Consider the following 15,943-nt stretch of genomic DNA (forward strand, 5'->3'; position numbering starts at 1 on the left):
TCAGCGCCGAAGCGTCAGAGCCACTTCGACGTCAGGTGCTCCGACGAGATGCGACGGAGGGTGCCCGAGGCGCCGCGCAGCACGACGCTCTCCGTGTACAGGAAGTCGCCCTCGCGTCGCACGCCCTGCACGAGCTGGCCGTCGGTGACGCCCGTGGCGACGAAGATCGTGTTCTTGCCCTTCACCAGGCCGTCGGCCTCGTAGACCTCGCCGTCGACCTGGAGGCCGGCATCCCGGCCCTTCTCCTTCTCGTCGTCGGTGCGCGGAGCCAGGACGCCCTGGATGTGACCGCCCAGCGCCTTGATGGCGCACGCGGTCACGATGCCCTCGGGGCTCCCGCCGATACCCACGCACATGTCGGTGCGGGCGTTGTGGCGAGCGGCGTTGATCCCGCCGGCGACGTCACCGTCGCTCATGAGGCGGGTGCCGGCTCCCGCCTCGCGGATCTCGGCGATCAGCTTCTCGTGGCGCGGGCGGTTCAGCACCGACACGACGATCTCATCGACGGGCTTGCCGAGCGCCTTTGCAAGCAGGCGGATGTTCTCGGCGATCGGGAGGCGGATGTCGACGACGCCGACTCCGGCGGGACCCGTGACGAGCTTGTCCATGTAGAAAACGCTCGAGGCGTCGAGCATCGTGCCCTGGTCCGACACGGCGATGACCGAGAGCGCGTTCTGGCGGCCCGCGGCGGTCAGCGAGGTGCCGTCGATCGGGTCGACGGCCACGTCGCACTGCGGCCCGCGGCCGCTGCCGACGCGCTCACCGTTGTAGAGCATGGGCGCGTTGTCTTTCTCGCCCTCGCCGATCACGATCGTGCCGTCGAAGTTGACGGTGCTGAAGAACGCCCTCATCGCATCGACGGCCGCCCCGTCGGCGGCCTCTTTGTCGCCCCGGCCGATGAAGGGGACGGCGCGGATGGATGCCGCCTCGGTCGCTCTCACCAGCTCGAGCGCCAGGTTGCGGTCGGGGTGCAAAGGGCTCATGTCGGCAGTCAGGCTCACCATGCGGCCACTGTATCCAGCGAAGCGTGGACAATTGCCGGTTTTGACCGGATGTGCAACGAAGGAATCGCCATTCTTAACGGTTCGGCAGAACTGCCCCGTTCCTGCCGCGCCCGCCGCGTCACGATCCGGTGGCTTCGCTAGAGTGACGGTGTCCCGACAACACCAAGGAGCACCTCCATGCCCGTCGCTTCCCCTGAGCAGTACGCCGACATGCTGGACCGCGCGAAGGCCGGCGGCTTCGCGTACCCCGCGATCAACGTCTCGAGCTCGCAGACCATCAACTCGGTGCTTCAGGGCCTGACCGAGGCCGGCTCCGACGGCATCCTCCAGGTCACCACCGGTGGCGCCGACTACTTCGCCGGCCACACGGTCAAGGCCCGCGCCACCGGCGCCCTCGCCTTCGCCAAGTACGTGACCGAGGTCGCGAAGAACTACCCCATCACGGTCGCCCTCCACACCGACCACTGCCCCAAGGACGCCCTGCCCGGCTTCGTCCTGCCGCTGCTCGAAGCCTCCGAAGAAGAGGTCAAGGCCGGCCGCAACCCGATCTTCCAGTCGCACATGTGGGACGGGTCGGCCGTTCCCCTGGACGAGAACATCGACATCGCGGCGGAGCTCCTCCCCCGCATGAAGAACATCAACGCGATCCTCGAGATCGAGGTCGGCGTCGTCGGCGGCGAAGAAGACGGCGTGCAGCATGAGGGCTCGAACGAGGCTCTCTACACGACCGTCGCCGACGTGACCAAGGCCGTCGAGCGCCTCGGTCTCGGCGAGAACGGCCGCTACATCTCGGCCCTCACCTTCGGAAACGTCCACGGCGTCTACAAGCCCGGTGGCGTCAAGCTCCGTCCCGAGCTGCTCGGTGAGATCCAGGAGGGCATCGCCGCGAAGTTCGGTACCGGCCCCAAGCCCCTCGACCTCGTGTTCCACGGCGGCAGCGGCTCGACCGACGACGAGATCGCCCTCGCCGTCGCCAACGGTGTCGTGAAGATGAACATCGACACCGACACGCAGTACGCCTTCACGCGCTCGATCGCGGGCTACATGTTCTCGAACTACGAGGGCGTCCTGAAGCTCGACGGAGAGGTCGGCAACAAGAAGCTGTACGACCCCCGCGCCTGGGGCAAGGTCGCCGAGTCGGCCATGGCCGTGCGCGTGGTCGAGGCCACGAAGCAGCTCGGCTCGTACGGCCAGTCTAAGAGCTGACCGAACGCTTCTGCGCGAACGCCCCGGCTGCGGTCGGGGCGTTCGTCGTTTCCGGATGCCGCGTCCCGGACCCTGCCGAGCACCACGGCGACAGCACACGTCGGCACCCTGACCGCCGCGAACGGTGACCTCGTCCCCGGGCACGTACCCGACGACGAGGTCTCAGCCCCGGTAGACCTCGAGCACCGTCGGCGCCCCCTCGGGAGAAGACAGCACCTCGATGGCATCCCCCGCTCGGATATCGCCGGCTCGGCGAACGCTCAGGTACGCGCCGAGCCGGCCCTCGTCCGAGAAACGCTTGACCCAGCCCCGCGCCGCCGATCCGCCGACCCATCGCGCGAAGGTCGCGCACGGCGTGCGGGGCATCGTGACCTCGACCTCGACGGTGTCGCCGATGCGCCAGATCTCGCCGATGCGCGCGCCGTTGACGTCGAGACCTTCGACCCGCAGGTTCTCGCCGAACCAGCCGGGATGCAGCTCGCGAGACAACTCGCCCTCCCAGAACGCCGCGTCCTCCGCGGCGTAGGCGTAGACGGCCTTGTCGGGCCCGCCGTGGTGCTTACGGCTCGCCTGCACGTCGGAGCGGACACCGAGCTTGCCCACGCGAACACTCCCCTCGAGGGCACGCTTGTCGATCGCGGTCACCCCCACGGATCCGGAATCCGGGTGCAGACGGTCAACGGCGCAGACGGCGACGAGTCGAGGCATGCGACCGATGCTAGAGCGTCCGACGACAGCACGCGGACGGCAGGGTCAGCCGAACTCCCTCCGCATGACGACGGTGTCGCCGTCGAGAGAGCGGATCTCGACCGAGCCGATGTTCGAAGCCGACAGATCGGTGCCCGCGCTGAGCTCGGTCGTCGAGCCGGGGTCGGCACGCCAGGTCGAGAGCACGCTCGTGGTCCCCGAGTCGTCGGTGATGGCGAGGGCGTACGGCCACCCACCGGGAGGGGCGTCGAGCACCTGTCCGGTGTACTGGCAGACGAGGTCGATACGGGTCCCCCACGGGGCCGACGTCAGCTTCACCGACGCTTCGAGCGGCGCGCCGGCGACGTCGTCGAGGGCGTAGACGGTTCCCGATGACTGCTGCACCGCGCTGTTCACGGCGAACACGCTCGGCACCGCGACGGCGATCAGGGCGATGGATGCGGCGAGCGTCCACACGGCGACACGGCGTTTCCGATGCCGGCGCGCTACCTCGACGACGCGTCTGCGCAGCGCCGGATCGGGCGAGGCGAGCGCAGTCGGGCCGGTGGTTGCCCCGCCGAGGGCTCGAGCGCGCTCGGGTGACAACCGAGACAGGAGTCCGGCGGTGGGAGCGAGCTCGGCGACCGACGCCCGGCACGCGGCGCACGTCATCAGGTGCGCCTCGAACTCGGCGCGATCGGAGGCGCACAGCGCGCCGAGCACGTAGGCGCCGTCCGACACGGACAGTCTCTCGTGATCGTCGTTCATCGGGTCACCCCCCTTTCCTGCAGCGCGAGCCGCAATGCCCGCACCGCGTAATGCAGTCGCGATTTGACGGTGCCGGCCGGGATGCCGAGTTCCTCAGCGGCCTGGGCGACGCTGCGCCCGCCGTAGTAGGCGCTGACGATCACGGCGCGATGGTCGGGCGTGAGGGTCGCGAGCGCCTCCTCCACGAGCAGGGCGTCGAACATCGCGTCGGTGTCGTCGTCGCGGACGACCTCGGGCAGTTCCTCGACGGGATGCTCGTGCCGACGCCGGGCGCTGCGCGCTTCGTCGATGACGAGGTTGCGGGCCACCGTGTACATCCACGAGCGCAGCGTCGCCGGGTCGTCGCTCATGACCCGCGGCGTCCGCCAGGCCCGCAGCAACGTCTCTTGGACGACGTCGTCGGCTCCCGCGTGATCGCCGGTCAGGCTCACGACGTAGCGCCAGACGGGGGTCGCGTGCGCGTCGTACAGCGCGGTCAGCTGCGCGTGATCGTCTCGCACCGCGGCATCCCCTCTCCCTCTTCTCCTGAGAACACGGGATGCCGCGCGGAACGGTTCAGTTCGAGACGCTGCCCATCACAGCCGACAAGAACTGCGGGTCGCTCGACATGCCGATGAGGGAGAGGACGGCGGCGATGATCGTGCTGATCAGTGCGCCCACGATGGGGATCCAGAACGAGATGCGCCCGCGCTTCATCGACCGCCAGGTGAAGAGCGCGGTGAACAGCCATCCGATACCGGTGACGGCGGCGGCGGCCGCCCCCCAGAGGTACCCGGCGGTGAGGTTCGTGAACGTCGCGTCGACGCGGAAGACCCGGGCGAAGTTGTTCGCGTATTCGGGGAAGTTCAACAGCTGGATGATCGTCGTCACGACCGAGAACAGACCGTAGACGAGCAGGCCGAACGTCACGATCCGGTCGATCCTGCCGCCGCGGGTCGTGGGGACCGGCATCGGCGCGGGCTTCGACGAAGCGCGCTGCTCGACGACCGGCTCGGGCTGGGGAGCGACCCCGGCCTCGAGGGCCTCGGTCACCTCCGGCCGCTGGATGCGCGCGCGCTGCTCCTCGGGAGTGGCGTACTCGCCGTACTGCGGGCGGGGGCGGATCTCGTCAGCGGGCGTGCGCGGTTCGACGTTGCTCACGCGCGACCCCGGCCACCCAGCGCGCGCTCGTCGCGCTTGCCGCTGGCATCCTGTCGCAGCTCCTTGGGGAGCGAGAAGATGAGGTCTTCTTCGGCCGTGCGCACCTCTTCGATGTCGCGGTAACCGGCTCCGGCGAGTTCTTCGAGCACCTCGGTCACGAGGACCTCGGGAACGGACGCACCGCTGGTGACCCCGACCGTCTCGACACCCTCGAGCCACTCCTGTTTGACCTCATCGACATAGTCGACGCGGTACGCGGCCTTGGCGCCGTGCTCGAGCGCGACCTCGACCAGGCGGACGCTGTTGGAGCTGTTCGCCGAGCCCACGACGATGACGAGGTCGGCGCCGACGGCGACCTTCTTGATCGCGACCTGGCGGTTCTGCGTGGCGTAGCAGATGTCGTCAGAGGGCGGATCCTGCAGCTCGGGGAAGCGCTCACGCAGGCGCCGCACGGTCTCCATCGTCTCGTCGACCGACAGCGTGGTCTGCGAGAGCCAGACGACCTTCGAGGGGTCACGCACCTCGATGGTGTCGGCGTGGTCGGGGGAATTGACCACGGTCACGTGCTCGGGGGCCTCGCCCGCGGTGCCCTCGACCTCTTCGTGGCCCTCGTGGCCGATCAGAAGGATCTCGAAGTCGTCGCGCGCGAAGCGCACGGCCTCGCGGTGCACCTTCGTGACCAGCGGGCAGGTCGCATCGATCGCCTGCAGACCCCGGTCGGATGCCGCCGATACGACGGCCGGAGACACACCGTGCGCGCTGAAGACGACGTGGGCACCCGTCGGGACCTCGTCGACCTCCTCCACGAAGATGGCGCCCTTCTTCTCGAGCTCGGTCACGACGTGGATGTTGTGCACGATCTGCTTGCGCACGTACACCGGCGCACCGTAGCGCTCGAGGGCCTTCTCGACGGCGATGACCGCGCGGTCGACGCCGGCGCAGTAGCCGCGGGGCGCGGCCAGCAGGACCTTCTTCTGGCCCTTGACGGGGATATCCTGGAGCCGCCCGCGTCGACCCGGGATACGGGGAACGGGCAGGTGGACGGCAGGTGAGCTCACCCCTCGATTCTACCGGGACGCCCCTGAACACCGGCCGAATCGCGCCCTCTACCCTTCGGAGACCATGACCTCGTTCCAGCCCGAGACCATCGCGGGCCAGGCCCCGCCCGCCGACAGCGTGCACCCCCGCGACTCCCGCACCGACGCCCCCACCTCGGTCTCGCGCCTGAACGACACCATCCGCGGGTTCATCGAGCGCTGGGGCTCGGTCTGGGTCGAGGGCGAGATCACCTCGTTCAACCGCCGGGGCGGCAACGTGTTCGGGCGCCTGAAAGACCTCGGGACCGAGTCGACGGTGGCCTTCCGCATCTGGTCGAGCACGCTCAACCGCCTGCCGAAAGACCTCAAGGTGGGCGACCACGTCGTCGCGTGCGTGAAGGCCGACTACTTTCCTCGCACCGGCGACTTCTCGTTCGCCATCTCGGCGATGCGCCACGTGGGTCTCGGCGAGCAGCTCGAGCGTCTCGAGCGCCTGCGCGTCCAGCTGCGCTCCGAGGGCCTCTTCGACCCGGTGCGCAAGAAGAAGCTGCCGTTCCTCCCCCACTGCATCGGTCTCATCACGGGCGAGAACTCGGACGCCGAGAAGGACGTCCATCGCAATGCCGAACTCCGCTGGCCCCGCGTGCGCTTCCGCACCCAGCACGCCGCGGTGCAGGGCGACCGGTGCGTTCCCGAGACCCTCGCGGCACTCAAGATCCTGGATGCCGACCCCGAGGTCGACGTGATCGTCATCGCCCGTGGCGGCGGCGACCCGCAGACGCTGCTCGGCTTCAGCGACGAGCGACTGCTGCGCGCGGTGGCCGCGGCATCCACTCCGATCGTCAGCGCGATCGGGCACGAGAACGACCGCCCGCTCCTGGACGAGGTCGCCGATGTCCGCGCGTCGACCCCCACCGACGCGGCCAAGCGCGTCGTGCCCGACATCAGCGAGCAGCGGGCGCTCGTGTCGCAGCTGCGGGCGCGGCTCACCGGGCGCCTGACCCAGCGCGTGCTGCACGACATCGCGCAGCTCGAGCAGATCCGCTCGCGGCCGGCTCTGCGCACGCCCCACTCCCTGCTCACCTCCCGGGCGCAGGAACTGTGGATGCTCTCGAACCGGGGGCGCGACATCGTCGACCGCCGCGTCGAGGGCGAGCGACGGCGCACGAGTGAACTCGGTGCGAGCCTTCGCGCGCTCTCCCCCCTGGCGACCCTCGCCCGCGGCTACGCGATCGCGCAGCTGCCCGACGGCTCAGTCCTGCGCGACGCCGCTCAGGCCCCGGCCGGGACCGCCCTCCGACTCACCGTCGAAGAAGGCACGGTGGCCGCCCGCTCGGAGGGCGGCATCCCCGACGCGGTCCCGCACGGAGCGACGACCCGCGGCCCGGGCACGCCCGACGTCGCCGACACCCCGGCATCCGCCGCCCGGCTGCTCGACGACGAGGCACCCGGCGACGGGGTGTCGGCGGGGCGCGCCTAGAATGGATGCCATGACCGCGACGACCCCCGGCCCCGCCGTCGACGTCGCGACCCTGTCGTTCGAGCAGGCCCGTGACGAACTCGTGCGCGTGGTCGCCGAGCTCGAGCAGGGCGCTCCGACGCTCGAAGAGTCGCTGGCACTCTGGGAGCGCGGCGAGAAGCTCTACGCCCGCTGCGAGGAGTGGCTGCTCGGTGCGAAGCGTCGCCTGGACGCCGCCCGTGGCGAGGGTGACGACTGATGGCTCGCGTCGTCGCTCATCTCGGTCGCCCCGAGACCCCGCAAGAAGCGGCCGACCGCAAGGCCGAGTCCTCGCGTCGGTACCGGTCCAGCAAGACGTTCCGCAACCTCATCGCGGCGCTCATCGTGACGGTCGGGGTCGTGCTCGTCGTCGTCGCGGCCGTCCCCCGCGGTGAGCCAGCTCCCCGCCCCGACATCGACGTCCCCGCCCTCGCGGCCGAGATGCAGAGCGACCTGGGTCGACCGGTGCTCTCGCCCTCGCTCGGTGAGGGCTGGCGCGTCAACCAGGCCAGCACCGAGGGCGTCGGCGGTACCGAGGCGTGGACCATGGTCTATGTCCGCTCGGGCGAGAGCGGCTTCCTCCGCGTCGCTCAGGGCTTCGAGGCCGACGAGACGTGGGTCGGCCAGGTGCTCGACGGCACCCGCAGCACCGAGTCCACCGAGATCGACGGCATCACGTGGAACGTGTACCGCCCCTCGAACCCCTCGGGAACGGGCAACATCGACTACGCCCTCGCCACCCCGGCAGGGCCCGACTACGTGCTCGTCTACGGCGATGCCGCCCCCGAGACCGCGGCCCTGGCTGCCGCGTCCGTCACATCGCAGATCGAGCAGTTGAGAGAGGTCCCGTGAGCGAGCGCATGACCCCCCGTCAGGTCTGGCAGCAGATGGTGGAGGGCAACGAGCGCTTCGTCTCCGGTGCCCCCGCGCACCCGCGTCAGGACGTCGAACGTCGCACCGAGCTCGCGAACTCGCAACACCCGACCGCGGCCCTGTTCGGCTGCTCCGACTCGCGCCTCGCGGCCGAGATCATCTTCGACGAGGGACTCGGCGACCTGTTCGTCGTGCGCAACGCCGGCCAGGTCATCTCCGACTCGGTCATCGGCAGCCTCGAGTACGCCGTGGGCGTGCTGGAGGTCCCCCTCATCGTGGTGCTCGCGCACGACGCGTGCGGCGCGGTGGGCGCGGCCATCGAGAGCACCGGCGTCGACGCCCCGACCCTTCCCGCCTACATCTGGCGACAGATCGCCCCGATCGTCCCAGCCGTTCGGCGCGTGCAGCGTGCTTCCGCCGTCGACGGCCACCTGCCCGACGCCGTCGACCCCGAGCTGGTGGGCCGCGAGCACCTCCGCCACACGGTCGGCGAACTGCTGCGCGCCTCCGAGCTCATCAGCGAGGCCGTGGCCGAGGGCCGCACCGCCGTGGTCGGCGCGAACTACCGCCTCGACGAGGGCGAGGCCTTCCCCGTCGTCATCGTGGGCGATGTCGACGACCCCCGCGTCGACGACCCCCGGGTCGAAGACGCCCGCATCTGACAACCGAACGAACGACCTGGAGGAACGACGACGTGACCGACATCGAGTACCGCATCGAACACGACACCATGGGTGAGGTGCGGGTACCCAAGGACGCCCTCTACGCCGCGCAGACCCAGCGCGCCGTCGAGAACTTCCCCATCTCGGGCTCGGGCCTCGAGTCGACGCAGATCGCCGCTCTCGCGCGCATCAAGAAGGCCGCCGCGCTCGCCAACAAAGAGCTCGGCACCCTCGACGGGCGGATCGCGGATGCCATCGCCCAGGCGGCCGACGAGGTCATCACCGGCGCGCACGACGCGCACTTCCCGGTGGACACCTATCAGACCGGCAGCGGAACCTCGTCGAACATGAACATGAACGAGGTGCTCGCGACCCTCGCCACCCGCATCCTCGGCGACACGGTCCACCCCAACGACCACGTGAACGCCTCGCAGTCCTCGAACGACGTGTTCCCCACCTCGGTGCACATCGCCGTCACCCAGGCGCTCATCACCGACCTCATCCCGGCGCTTCAGCATCTGTCGGCCGCGCTCGAGACCAAGGCCGAGGCGTGGGCGGGCATCGTCAAGTCGGGCCGCACCCACCTCATGGACGCCACGCCCGTGACCCTGGGTCAGGAGTTCGGCGGCTACGCCCGCCAGATGCGTCTGGGCGTCGAGCGGGTCGAAGCCGTCCTCCCCCGCGTCGGCGAGGTCCCCCTCGGCGGCACGGCCGTCGGCACCGGCATCAACACCCCCCTCGGCTTCCCGCAGAAGGTCATCGAGCTGCTCGCAGCCGAGACCGAGCTGCCGATCACCGAGGCGAAGGACCACTTCGAGGCGCAGGCCAACCGCGACGGTCTCGTCGAGGCTTCCGGGGCCCTCCGCACGATCGCGGTCTCGCTGACCAAGATCAACAACGACATCCGGTGGATGGGCTCCGGCCCCAACACGGGCCTCGGCGAACTGCACATCCCCGACCTGCAGCCGGGTTCGTCGATCATGCCCGGCAAGGTCAACCCGGTCGTGCCCGAGGCCACCCTGATGGTGTGTGCGCGGGTCATCGGCAACGACGCGACGGTCGCGTGGGCGGGCGCCTCGGGCTCGTTCGAGCTCAACGTCGCGATCCCGGTCATGGGAACGGCGCTCCTCGAATCGATCCGTCTGCTCTCTAATGCCATGCGCGTCCTCGCCGACAAGACCATCGACGGCCTCGAGGCCAACGTCGCGCGTGCCGAGGCGTTCGCCGGCATGTCGCCCTCGATCGTCACCCCGCTGAACAAGGTCATCGGGTACGAGGCCGCGGCGAAGATCGCGAAGCACTCGGTCGCCAAGGGCATCACGGTCCGCGAGGCGGTCATCGACCTCGGCTACGTCGAGCGCGGCGAGATCACCGAAGAGGTCCTCGACGCCAAGCTCGACCTGCTGTCGATGACCCACCCGGGCTGAGCACGCCCGCCCCGCACATCCACGACGCCGAGGCGCGCCATAATCAGAGGATGAGCCGCACGACGAGACCCGTCTCGACGCGCGTGCGTTTCCTCGGCGCGATCCTCGGCGTCGTGCTGCTCGGCATGATCATCGCCGGCGGCATCACGTTCCTCGTGCAGAGCGAGCGCGTCGTGGCGAACGCCGAACGCCAGCTCGACGGATTCGTCTCGACCCTGTCGACGAGCACTCAGGATGCCGCGGCCCTCGTCGCCGCGGCCGCCCCCGGTCGCACCGATGGCACGGTGGCGCTCGACGGTGGGCGGGTGCTCGCGAGTACCCCCTCTCCGCCGGGACTGTCAATCGCCGACGACGCGGCCCTGGTGGCTTCCCTCGCCGATCGGATCCGCCTCGGCGAGGACCGCGGGCGCATCGACAGCGCTCACGGGCCCGTGCTGTACGCCGCCGTCGAGACGCGCAACGGGGTCGCTGTGCAGGTGATCTCCGTCGACCAGCGCATGGAGCTGGTGACCCTGTCGACGCTCACCTACGGGGCCTCGGCGCTCGTAGTGCTGCTGCTCGTCGGTGTCGCCGGCTGGTTCGTCACAGGGCGCCTGTTCTCCCCGCTCCGGCGCCTGCGCGACACCACAGACGCCATCACGATCGACGACCTCGGCATGCGTCTGCGCGCGCACGGAAACGATGAGATCTCCGACCTGACGACCTCGGTCAACTCGATGCTCGATCGCCTGGCGATGTCGGTCGACGCGCAGCGGCAACTGCTCGATGACGTGCGGCACGAGCTCAAGACCCCCATCACCATCGTCCGCGGTCACCTCGAGATGATGGACCCCGCCGACCCTCACGACGTGAACGAGACGCGCGAGCTCGGCATCGCGGAACTCGACCGCCTCGCCCGCCTCGTCGACGACATCGACACCTTGGCCGACGTCGAGAGCGGCGCGCTCGAGGCCGCGGTCATCGACGTGGGCTCTCTCACCGACCGTGTGGCGGAACTGGCGGGGGCGATCCCGGGGCACACGTGGACGGTCGAGCAGCGAGCGCGCGTGCGCATCCACGGAGACGCGGACCGTCTGGTCCAGGCCTGGCTGCAACTCGCCGACAATGCCGCGAAGTACACGCCCGAGGGCACCTCGATCGAGATCGGCAGCACCGCCGACGACACCACGGCGCACCTGTGGGTCCGCGACCACGGACCGGGCATCCCTCCGGCGGCCCGGCACCGCGTCTTCCGTCGCTTCGATCGCCTGTCGACCGGGCGCGGCGTGGACGGGTCGGGGCTGGGTCTGTCGATCGTGGATGCCATCGCCAAGGCGCACGACGGACATTGCTCCGTCGGCGACACCCCCGGCGGGGGCGCGACCGTCGCCCTGCACATCCCCGTGACCGGGGCGCAGTCCGCCGCAGAGCTTCCGACGCCCGTGCGCGCCGGCGACGTCGTCATGCAGAGAGAGGCCACCGGATGACACGCATCCTCATCGCAGAAGACGAGGAACGCATCTCGGCGTTCGTCGCGAAGGGATTGGAGTCCGCGGGCTATCAGACCCTGATCATCGCCGACGGCGCCGAGGCCCTCGACACCGCCCTCTCGGGTGACGTCGATCTGGTCCTGCTCGATGTCGGTCTGCCCTCGATGGACGGTTTCGAGGTGCTGCGGAGCCTCCGCGGGCAGGGCTCGCAGATTCCCGTCATCATGTTGACCGCGCGCACGAGCACGCGTGACACGGTGGACGGTCTCGACGCCGGCGCCAACGACTACGTCGCCAAGCCGTTCAAGTTCGACGAACTCCTGGCCCGCGTCCGCTCGCGCATGCGGGAGCCCGTGACGTCCGGTCCGATGACGGTGGCGCACGGCGACGTCTCCCTCGATGTGCTGGCGCGGCGGGCCACCGTCGGCAATCGCGAAATCGACCTGAGCGCGCGGGAGTTCTCGCTCGCCGAGGAGTTCATCCGGCATGCGGGTCAGGTGTTGAGCCGCGAGCAGCTGCTCAGCCGGGTGTGGGGGATGGATTTCGACCCGTCGTCGAACGTGGTCGACGTGTACGTGCGATATCTGCGGGCGAAGATCGGCCAGTCGCATATCGTCACCGTGCGCGGCGCGGGCTATCGCTGGGAATAACGCACGAAAACCCGAAAACCCCCGGCGGGGGAACCGGGGGTTTTCGAGGAGACACCACGGTGGTCTTCCGACTCACCCGAAGAGCGGTGACCTGCGCGTGCCGTTCTCGTGTTTTTCCTGGGGGGAACCGCCGAGGCGGGTGACGAGGTCTCCCTCGTCGATGGCTCTACTCTGGCGGGTCAACGTGAGAAGCTGGCGAGCCCGAAATGAGAAGCTTCTCATCTAGGAACGAGGGGTCCCGATCCCATCCCGACGCCAACGAGGAAGGGCCGGGATGCCACGGCATCCCGGCCCTTCCTTCAGAACCGTTACGACAGCTCGCCGGCCTCCAGCAGCTCGGTCACCAGGGCGGCGATGGCCGAACGCTCGGACCGCGTGAGGGTCACGTGACCGAACAGAGCGTGGCCCTTCAGGGTCTCGATCACCGAGGCGACGCCGTCGTGCCGGCCCACGCGCAGGTTGTCGCGCTGCCCGACGTCGTGGGTGAGCACCACGCGGGAGTTCTGACCGATGCGGCTGAGAACCGTCAGCAGCACGTTGCGTTCGAGCGACTGGGCCTCGTCGACGATCACGAACGCATCGTGCAGCGAACGACCACGGATGTGCGTGAGGGGAAGCACCTCGAGCAGACCGCGCGCGAGCACCTCCTCGAGCACGTTGCCCGACACGACCGAACCGAGGGTGTCGAACACGGCCTGGCCCCAGGGGCCCATCTTCTCGGCCTGGTCTCCCGGCAGATAGCCCAGCTCCTGACCGCCCACGGCGAACAGCGGGCGGAAGACGATGATCTTCTTCTGCTGCTGACGCTCCAGGACGGCCTCGAGAGCGGCGCACAACGCCAGCGCCGACTTGCCGGTACCGGCGCGACCCCCCAGCGAGACGATGCCCACCTCGGGGTCGAGCAGCAGATCGAGGGCGATGCGCTGCTCGGCGGACCGACCGTGCAGGCCGAAGGCGTCGCGATCGCCGCGCACGAGGCGGTACTCCCCCTTGCCGGTGACCCGCCCGAGCGCCGAGCCGCGCTCGGAGTGGATGACGAGGCCGGTGTTGATCGGCAGCCCCTTCACCACCTCGCTGACGCCGACCTCGGTCTCGTACAGGTCGGAGATCTCGTCGCCCGACAGGTCGATCGAGGCGATTCCGGTCCAGCCGGAGTCCATCGCCTGCTCAGCGAGGTACTCCTCGGTGCTCAGACCGAGGGATGCCGCCTTGACCCGCATCGGGAGGTCCTTGGACACCACCGTCACCTCGGCGCCGTCCTGGGCGAGGTTCATCGCCACGGCCAGGATGCGGCTGTCGTTACCGCCCGTGCGCATGCCCGAGGGCAGCACCTGCTGATCGGTGTTGTTCAGTTCGACGCGCAGGGTGCCGTCGGCACCGACCGGGACGGGGAAGTCCAGACGACCGTGCTCGATACGGAGTTCGTCGAGATGGCGCAGGGCCTGACGGGCGAAATACCCGATCTCGGGATCGTGACGTTTGCCCTCCAGCTCGGTGATCACCACGACGGGGATCACCACGGAGTTCTCGGCGAAGCGGAAGAACGCTCGCGGATCGCTCAGCAGGACGGAGGTGTCCAGGACGTACGTGCGCAGGGCCTGATCGGCTCCTGTCTCGGACTCGGTGCTCTCGACGACGTGACGCTGGTCGTACGGTGCTCGTGCAGTCACAACCCACTCCCGACCCGGGTGAATCACCCGGTTGTCACGAGTCGACCTGTGGGTCACGAGTCGCGATCCGAAGGTCGACTCGACCGGACTCCGTGTCCGATGACATCACCGTACGGCCCGCCGACACCCCCCGGGGTCGTTAACACGCCGCGAAAGTGACGAGTTCGTGAACAGCGTGATCACGCCGATCCCGCTGTCGAGGTCGTTTACTGGCCGAAGCGGCGATCGCGGGCCGCGAAGTCGCGGATCGCGCGCAGAAAGTCCACCTCGCGCAGGTCCGGGCCGAGTGCCTCGACGAAGTAGAACTCGGAATGCGCCGACTGCCAGAGCAGGAAGTCGCTGAGCCGCTGCTCCCCCGAGGTGCGGATGACGAGATCGGGGTCGGCCTGTCCCCCCGTATACAGGTGTTCGCCGATCTGCTCGGGGGTCAGGCTCGCGGCGAGCTCCTCGAGAGACCCGCCCGACTGATCGTGCTTCGCGATGATCGAGCGCACAGCATCCACGATCTCGCTCCGCCCGCCGTACCCGACGGCGAGGTTCACGTGCAGACCGTCGTGGCCGCGTGTGCGCTCGGTGACCTCGTGCAGCACCTCGGCGAGCTCCGCGGGCAAGCCCTCGGCGCGACCCACGTGCTTCACGCGCCAGTTCGGCTCGTGCGACAGCTCGGCGGCGAGTTGCGCGATGATCTCGAGCAGGTCCTGCAGTTCCTGGCTGTCGCGCTTGACGAGGTTGTCGTTCGAGAGGAGGTAGAGCGACACGACCTCGATGCCGAGGTCGTCGCACCAGCGGAGGAACTCGTGCATCTTCGCGGCACCGGCACGGTGACCGTGCGCCGCGCTGTCGAAGCCCAGCTGACGTGCCCACCGACGGTTGCCGTCGATCATCATCGCTACGTGGTGCGGCACGGTGGTCGGCATCCGGCGGCGAAGGCGCGAGATGTAGAGGCGATAGAGCGGTCCCCGCCCCTCGTTCTTCCACATACGCGCCACTCGCCTACGCTACCGCGTCGGGGGCTGCGGTAACCCTCGAAACGGGGTTCCTTCCTGGGGGAACGGTGAGCGCCTCCCCCATGTTCCGTCCGGAGCATGGGGGTCGACGTAGGGTCGGAAGAGTGACGAGCCCGACCCCCGCAGACGGCGCTGAGATGCCCCAGCTTCCTCTCCTGGAGGCGGGCGCGATCGGCGCGCAGACCGACGTCAAGCCCACCTGGCGCGGCTGGATCCACGCCGGCACCTTCCCGGTCGCGATCGCTGCGGGCATCGTCCTGATCGCGCTCGCGCACGGCGCCCCCGGCAAGTGGGCCGCGGCCGTGTTCATGGCGACGTCCATGCTCCTGTTCGGCAACTCGGCCCTGTACCACCGGTTCCACTGGAAGCCCCGGACGCTCGCGGTTCTCAAGCGCATCGACCACGCGAACATCCTGCTGCTGATCGCGGGCACGTACACACCGCTCGCCGTGCTGGCCCTTCCGACGCCCAAGACCGTCCTGCTGCTGTCGATCGTGTGGGGCGGGGCGATCCTCGGCATCCTGTTCCGCGTCTTCTGGATCAACGCACCGCGCTGGCTCTACGTCGCCCTCTACCTCGCGCTGGGGTGGGCGGCCGTGATGTATCTCGGCGACCTGCTCGCCGCGAACGTCGCCATGATGGTGCTCGTCGTCGTCGGCGGCCTGCTCTACACCGGCGGCGCGATCGTCTACGCCCTGAAGAGGCCCAATCCGTGGCCCGGGCACTTCGGCTTCCACGAGATCTTCCACGTGTGCACCGTGCTGGCGTTCCTCTGCCACTGGACGGCGTGCCTGCTCATCGCCCTCGCCCCGGCCTACCACGGCGGCTGAACAGGTCTTCGGCGG

The 15,943-nt window shown here is 69.3% G+C and carries 17 protein-coding genes; 9 read left to right on the top strand and 8 right to left on the bottom strand.

Going from position 1 to position 15,943, the window contains the following annotated elements:
* Positions 1–14: 14 nt before the first annotated feature.
* Positions 15–1,004: a class II fructose-bisphosphatase gene (glpX, locus tag J2X55_RS11430; protein WP_210112458.1), complete on the bottom strand. Its 990-nt coding sequence runs from the start codon at positions 1,002–1,004 to the stop codon at positions 15–17.
* Positions 1,005–1,181: 177 nt separating this feature from the next.
* Here glpX and fbaA point away from each other — a divergent pair, with 177 nt between their 5' ends.
* The gene (gene fbaA / locus J2X55_RS11435) at positions 1,182–2,210 is read left to right on the top strand and encodes a class II fructose-bisphosphate aldolase (protein ID WP_309823532.1); all 1,029 of its coding nucleotides are present in this window, start codon (positions 1,182–1,184) and stop codon (positions 2,208–2,210) included.
* Between the two features lie 162 nt (positions 2,211–2,372).
* On the opposite strand, the gene J2X55_RS11440 is transcribed toward fbaA, so the two are convergent.
* The 5 genes from J2X55_RS11440 to J2X55_RS11460 are packed head-to-tail and all read right to left on the bottom strand — an operon-like array spanning position 2,373 to position 5,863.
* Entirely contained in the window at positions 2,373–2,918 is a 546-nt protein-coding gene (locus J2X55_RS11440) for an MOSC domain-containing protein (protein WP_309823533.1), read from the bottom strand.
* A gap of 45 nt (positions 2,919–2,963) precedes the next feature.
* The gene (locus J2X55_RS11445; RefSeq protein ID WP_115917630.1) at positions 2,964–3,665 is read right to left on the bottom strand and encodes a zf-HC2 domain-containing protein; all 702 of its coding nucleotides are present in this window, start codon (positions 3,663–3,665) and stop codon (positions 2,964–2,966) included.
* Entirely contained in the window at positions 3,662–4,165 is a 504-nt protein-coding gene (locus tag J2X55_RS11450; RefSeq protein WP_115917628.1) for a sigma-70 family RNA polymerase sigma factor, read from the bottom strand. The genes J2X55_RS11445 and J2X55_RS11450 overlap by 4 nt, the downstream gene beginning before the upstream one ends.
* A gap of 55 nt (positions 4,166–4,220) precedes the next feature.
* Positions 4,221–4,805 (bottom strand): DUF6264 family protein, encoded by a 585-nt coding sequence (locus J2X55_RS11455; protein WP_181906435.1) that lies wholly within the window; start codon positions 4,803–4,805, stop codon positions 4,221–4,223.
* Entirely contained in the window at positions 4,802–5,863 is a 1,062-nt protein-coding gene (locus tag J2X55_RS11460) for a 4-hydroxy-3-methylbut-2-enyl diphosphate reductase (RefSeq protein ID WP_181906434.1), read from the bottom strand. The genes J2X55_RS11455 and J2X55_RS11460 overlap by 4 nt, the downstream gene beginning before the upstream one ends.
* Before the next feature lie 64 nt (positions 5,864–5,927).
* Between J2X55_RS11460 and xseA the strand changes: the two genes are divergently transcribed.
* From xseA to J2X55_RS11495, 7 genes are read left to right on the top strand one after another with little or no spacing between them, the layout of a single operon-like run.
* Entirely contained in the window at positions 5,928–7,322 is a 1,395-nt protein-coding gene (gene xseA, locus J2X55_RS11465) for an exodeoxyribonuclease VII large subunit (RefSeq protein ID WP_309823534.1), read from the top strand.
* Positions 7,323–7,332: 10 nt separating this feature from the next.
* Positions 7,333–7,560 (top strand): exodeoxyribonuclease VII small subunit, encoded by a 228-nt coding sequence (locus J2X55_RS11470; RefSeq protein ID WP_174799685.1) that lies wholly within the window; start codon positions 7,333–7,335, stop codon positions 7,558–7,560.
* Positions 7,560–8,192, top strand: a complete 633-nt coding sequence (locus J2X55_RS11475) for a DUF4245 family protein (protein ID WP_309823535.1) — start codon at positions 7,560–7,562, stop codon at positions 8,190–8,192. Before J2X55_RS11470 ends, J2X55_RS11475 begins: the two co-directional genes overlap by 1 nt.
* On the top strand, positions 8,189–8,875 hold the full coding sequence (locus tag J2X55_RS11480; RefSeq protein ID WP_396653262.1) for a carbonic anhydrase: 687 nt from the start codon (positions 8,189–8,191) through the stop codon (positions 8,873–8,875). The genes J2X55_RS11475 and J2X55_RS11480 overlap by 4 nt, the downstream gene beginning before the upstream one ends.
* A 32-nt stretch (positions 8,876–8,907) precedes the next feature.
* Entirely contained in the window at positions 8,908–10,302 is a 1,395-nt protein-coding gene (locus J2X55_RS11485) for a class II fumarate hydratase (RefSeq protein ID WP_115917623.1), read from the top strand.
* A gap of 50 nt (positions 10,303–10,352) precedes the next feature.
* A complete protein-coding gene (locus tag J2X55_RS11490; RefSeq protein WP_115917621.1) occupies positions 10,353–11,768 on the top strand; it encodes a cell wall metabolism sensor histidine kinase WalK in 1,416 nt (471 codons plus the stop codon).
* Complete coding sequence (locus J2X55_RS11495; RefSeq protein ID WP_115917619.1) at positions 11,765–12,421, top strand: response regulator transcription factor; 657 nt, start codon at positions 11,765–11,767, stop codon at positions 12,419–12,421. Before J2X55_RS11490 ends, J2X55_RS11495 begins: the two co-directional genes overlap by 4 nt.
* Before the next feature lie 308 nt (positions 12,422–12,729).
* On the opposite strand, the gene J2X55_RS11500 is transcribed toward J2X55_RS11495, so the two are convergent.
* Together J2X55_RS11500 and J2X55_RS11505 are read right to left on the bottom strand one after the other, a co-directional pair.
* Positions 12,730–14,091 carry a PhoH family protein gene (locus tag J2X55_RS11500; protein ID WP_210112446.1) on the bottom strand — a complete coding sequence of 454 codons (1,362 nt, stop codon included), beginning with the start codon at positions 14,089–14,091 and terminating at the stop codon, positions 12,730–12,732.
* 206 nt (positions 14,092–14,297) lie between these two features.
* Positions 14,298–15,071 (bottom strand): isoprenyl transferase, encoded by a 774-nt coding sequence (locus J2X55_RS11505; protein ID WP_309823571.1) that lies wholly within the window; start codon positions 15,069–15,071, stop codon positions 14,298–14,300.
* A gap of 164 nt (positions 15,072–15,235) precedes the next feature.
* Here J2X55_RS11505 and J2X55_RS11510 point away from each other — a divergent pair, with 164 nt between their 5' ends.
* On the top strand, positions 15,236–15,928 hold the full coding sequence (locus J2X55_RS11510) for a hemolysin III family protein (RefSeq protein WP_115917613.1): 693 nt from the start codon (positions 15,236–15,238) through the stop codon (positions 15,926–15,928).
* Positions 15,929–15,943 lie beyond the last annotated feature (15 nt).

Origin of the sequence: Microbacterium sp. 1154 (assembly GCF_031455375.1) — a bacterium.
Taxonomy (GTDB): Bacteria; Actinomycetota; Actinomycetes; order Actinomycetales; family Microbacteriaceae; genus Microbacterium.

What these genes read in the sequence shown, in the direction of transcription:
- glpX (WP_210112458.1), bottom strand. Translation starts at nt 1,004, where the DNA reads ATGGTGAGCCTGACTGCCGACATGAGCCCTTTGCACCCCGACCGCAAC.
- fbaA (WP_309823532.1), top strand. Translation starts at nt 1,182, where the DNA reads ATGCCCGTCGCTTCCCCTGAGCAGTACGCCGACATGCTGGACCGCGCG.
- J2X55_RS11440 (WP_309823533.1), bottom strand. Translation starts at nt 2,918, where the DNA reads ATGCCTCGACTCGTCGCCGTCTGCGCCGTTGACCGTCTGCACCCGGAT.
- J2X55_RS11445 (WP_115917630.1), bottom strand. Translation starts at nt 3,665, where the DNA reads ATGAACGACGATCACGAGAGACTGTCCGTGTCGGACGGCGCCTACGTG.
- xseA (WP_309823534.1), top strand. Translation starts at nt 5,928, where the DNA reads ATGACCTCGTTCCAGCCCGAGACCATCGCGGGCCAGGCCCCGCCCGCC.
- J2X55_RS11470 (WP_174799685.1), top strand. Translation starts at nt 7,333, where the DNA reads ATGACCGCGACGACCCCCGGCCCCGCCGTCGACGTCGCGACCCTGTCG.
- J2X55_RS11475 (WP_309823535.1), top strand. Translation starts at nt 7,560, where the DNA reads ATGGCTCGCGTCGTCGCTCATCTCGGTCGCCCCGAGACCCCGCAAGAA.
- J2X55_RS11490 (WP_115917621.1), top strand. Translation starts at nt 10,353, where the DNA reads ATGAGCCGCACGACGAGACCCGTCTCGACGCGCGTGCGTTTCCTCGGC.
- J2X55_RS11495 (WP_115917619.1), top strand. Translation starts at nt 11,765, where the DNA reads ATGACACGCATCCTCATCGCAGAAGACGAGGAACGCATCTCGGCGTTC.
- J2X55_RS11505 (WP_309823571.1), bottom strand. Translation starts at nt 15,071, where the DNA reads ATGTGGAAGAACGAGGGGCGGGGACCGCTCTATCGCCTCTACATCTCG.
- J2X55_RS11510 (WP_115917613.1), top strand. Translation starts at nt 15,236, where the DNA reads ATGCCCCAGCTTCCTCTCCTGGAGGCGGGCGCGATCGGCGCGCAGACC.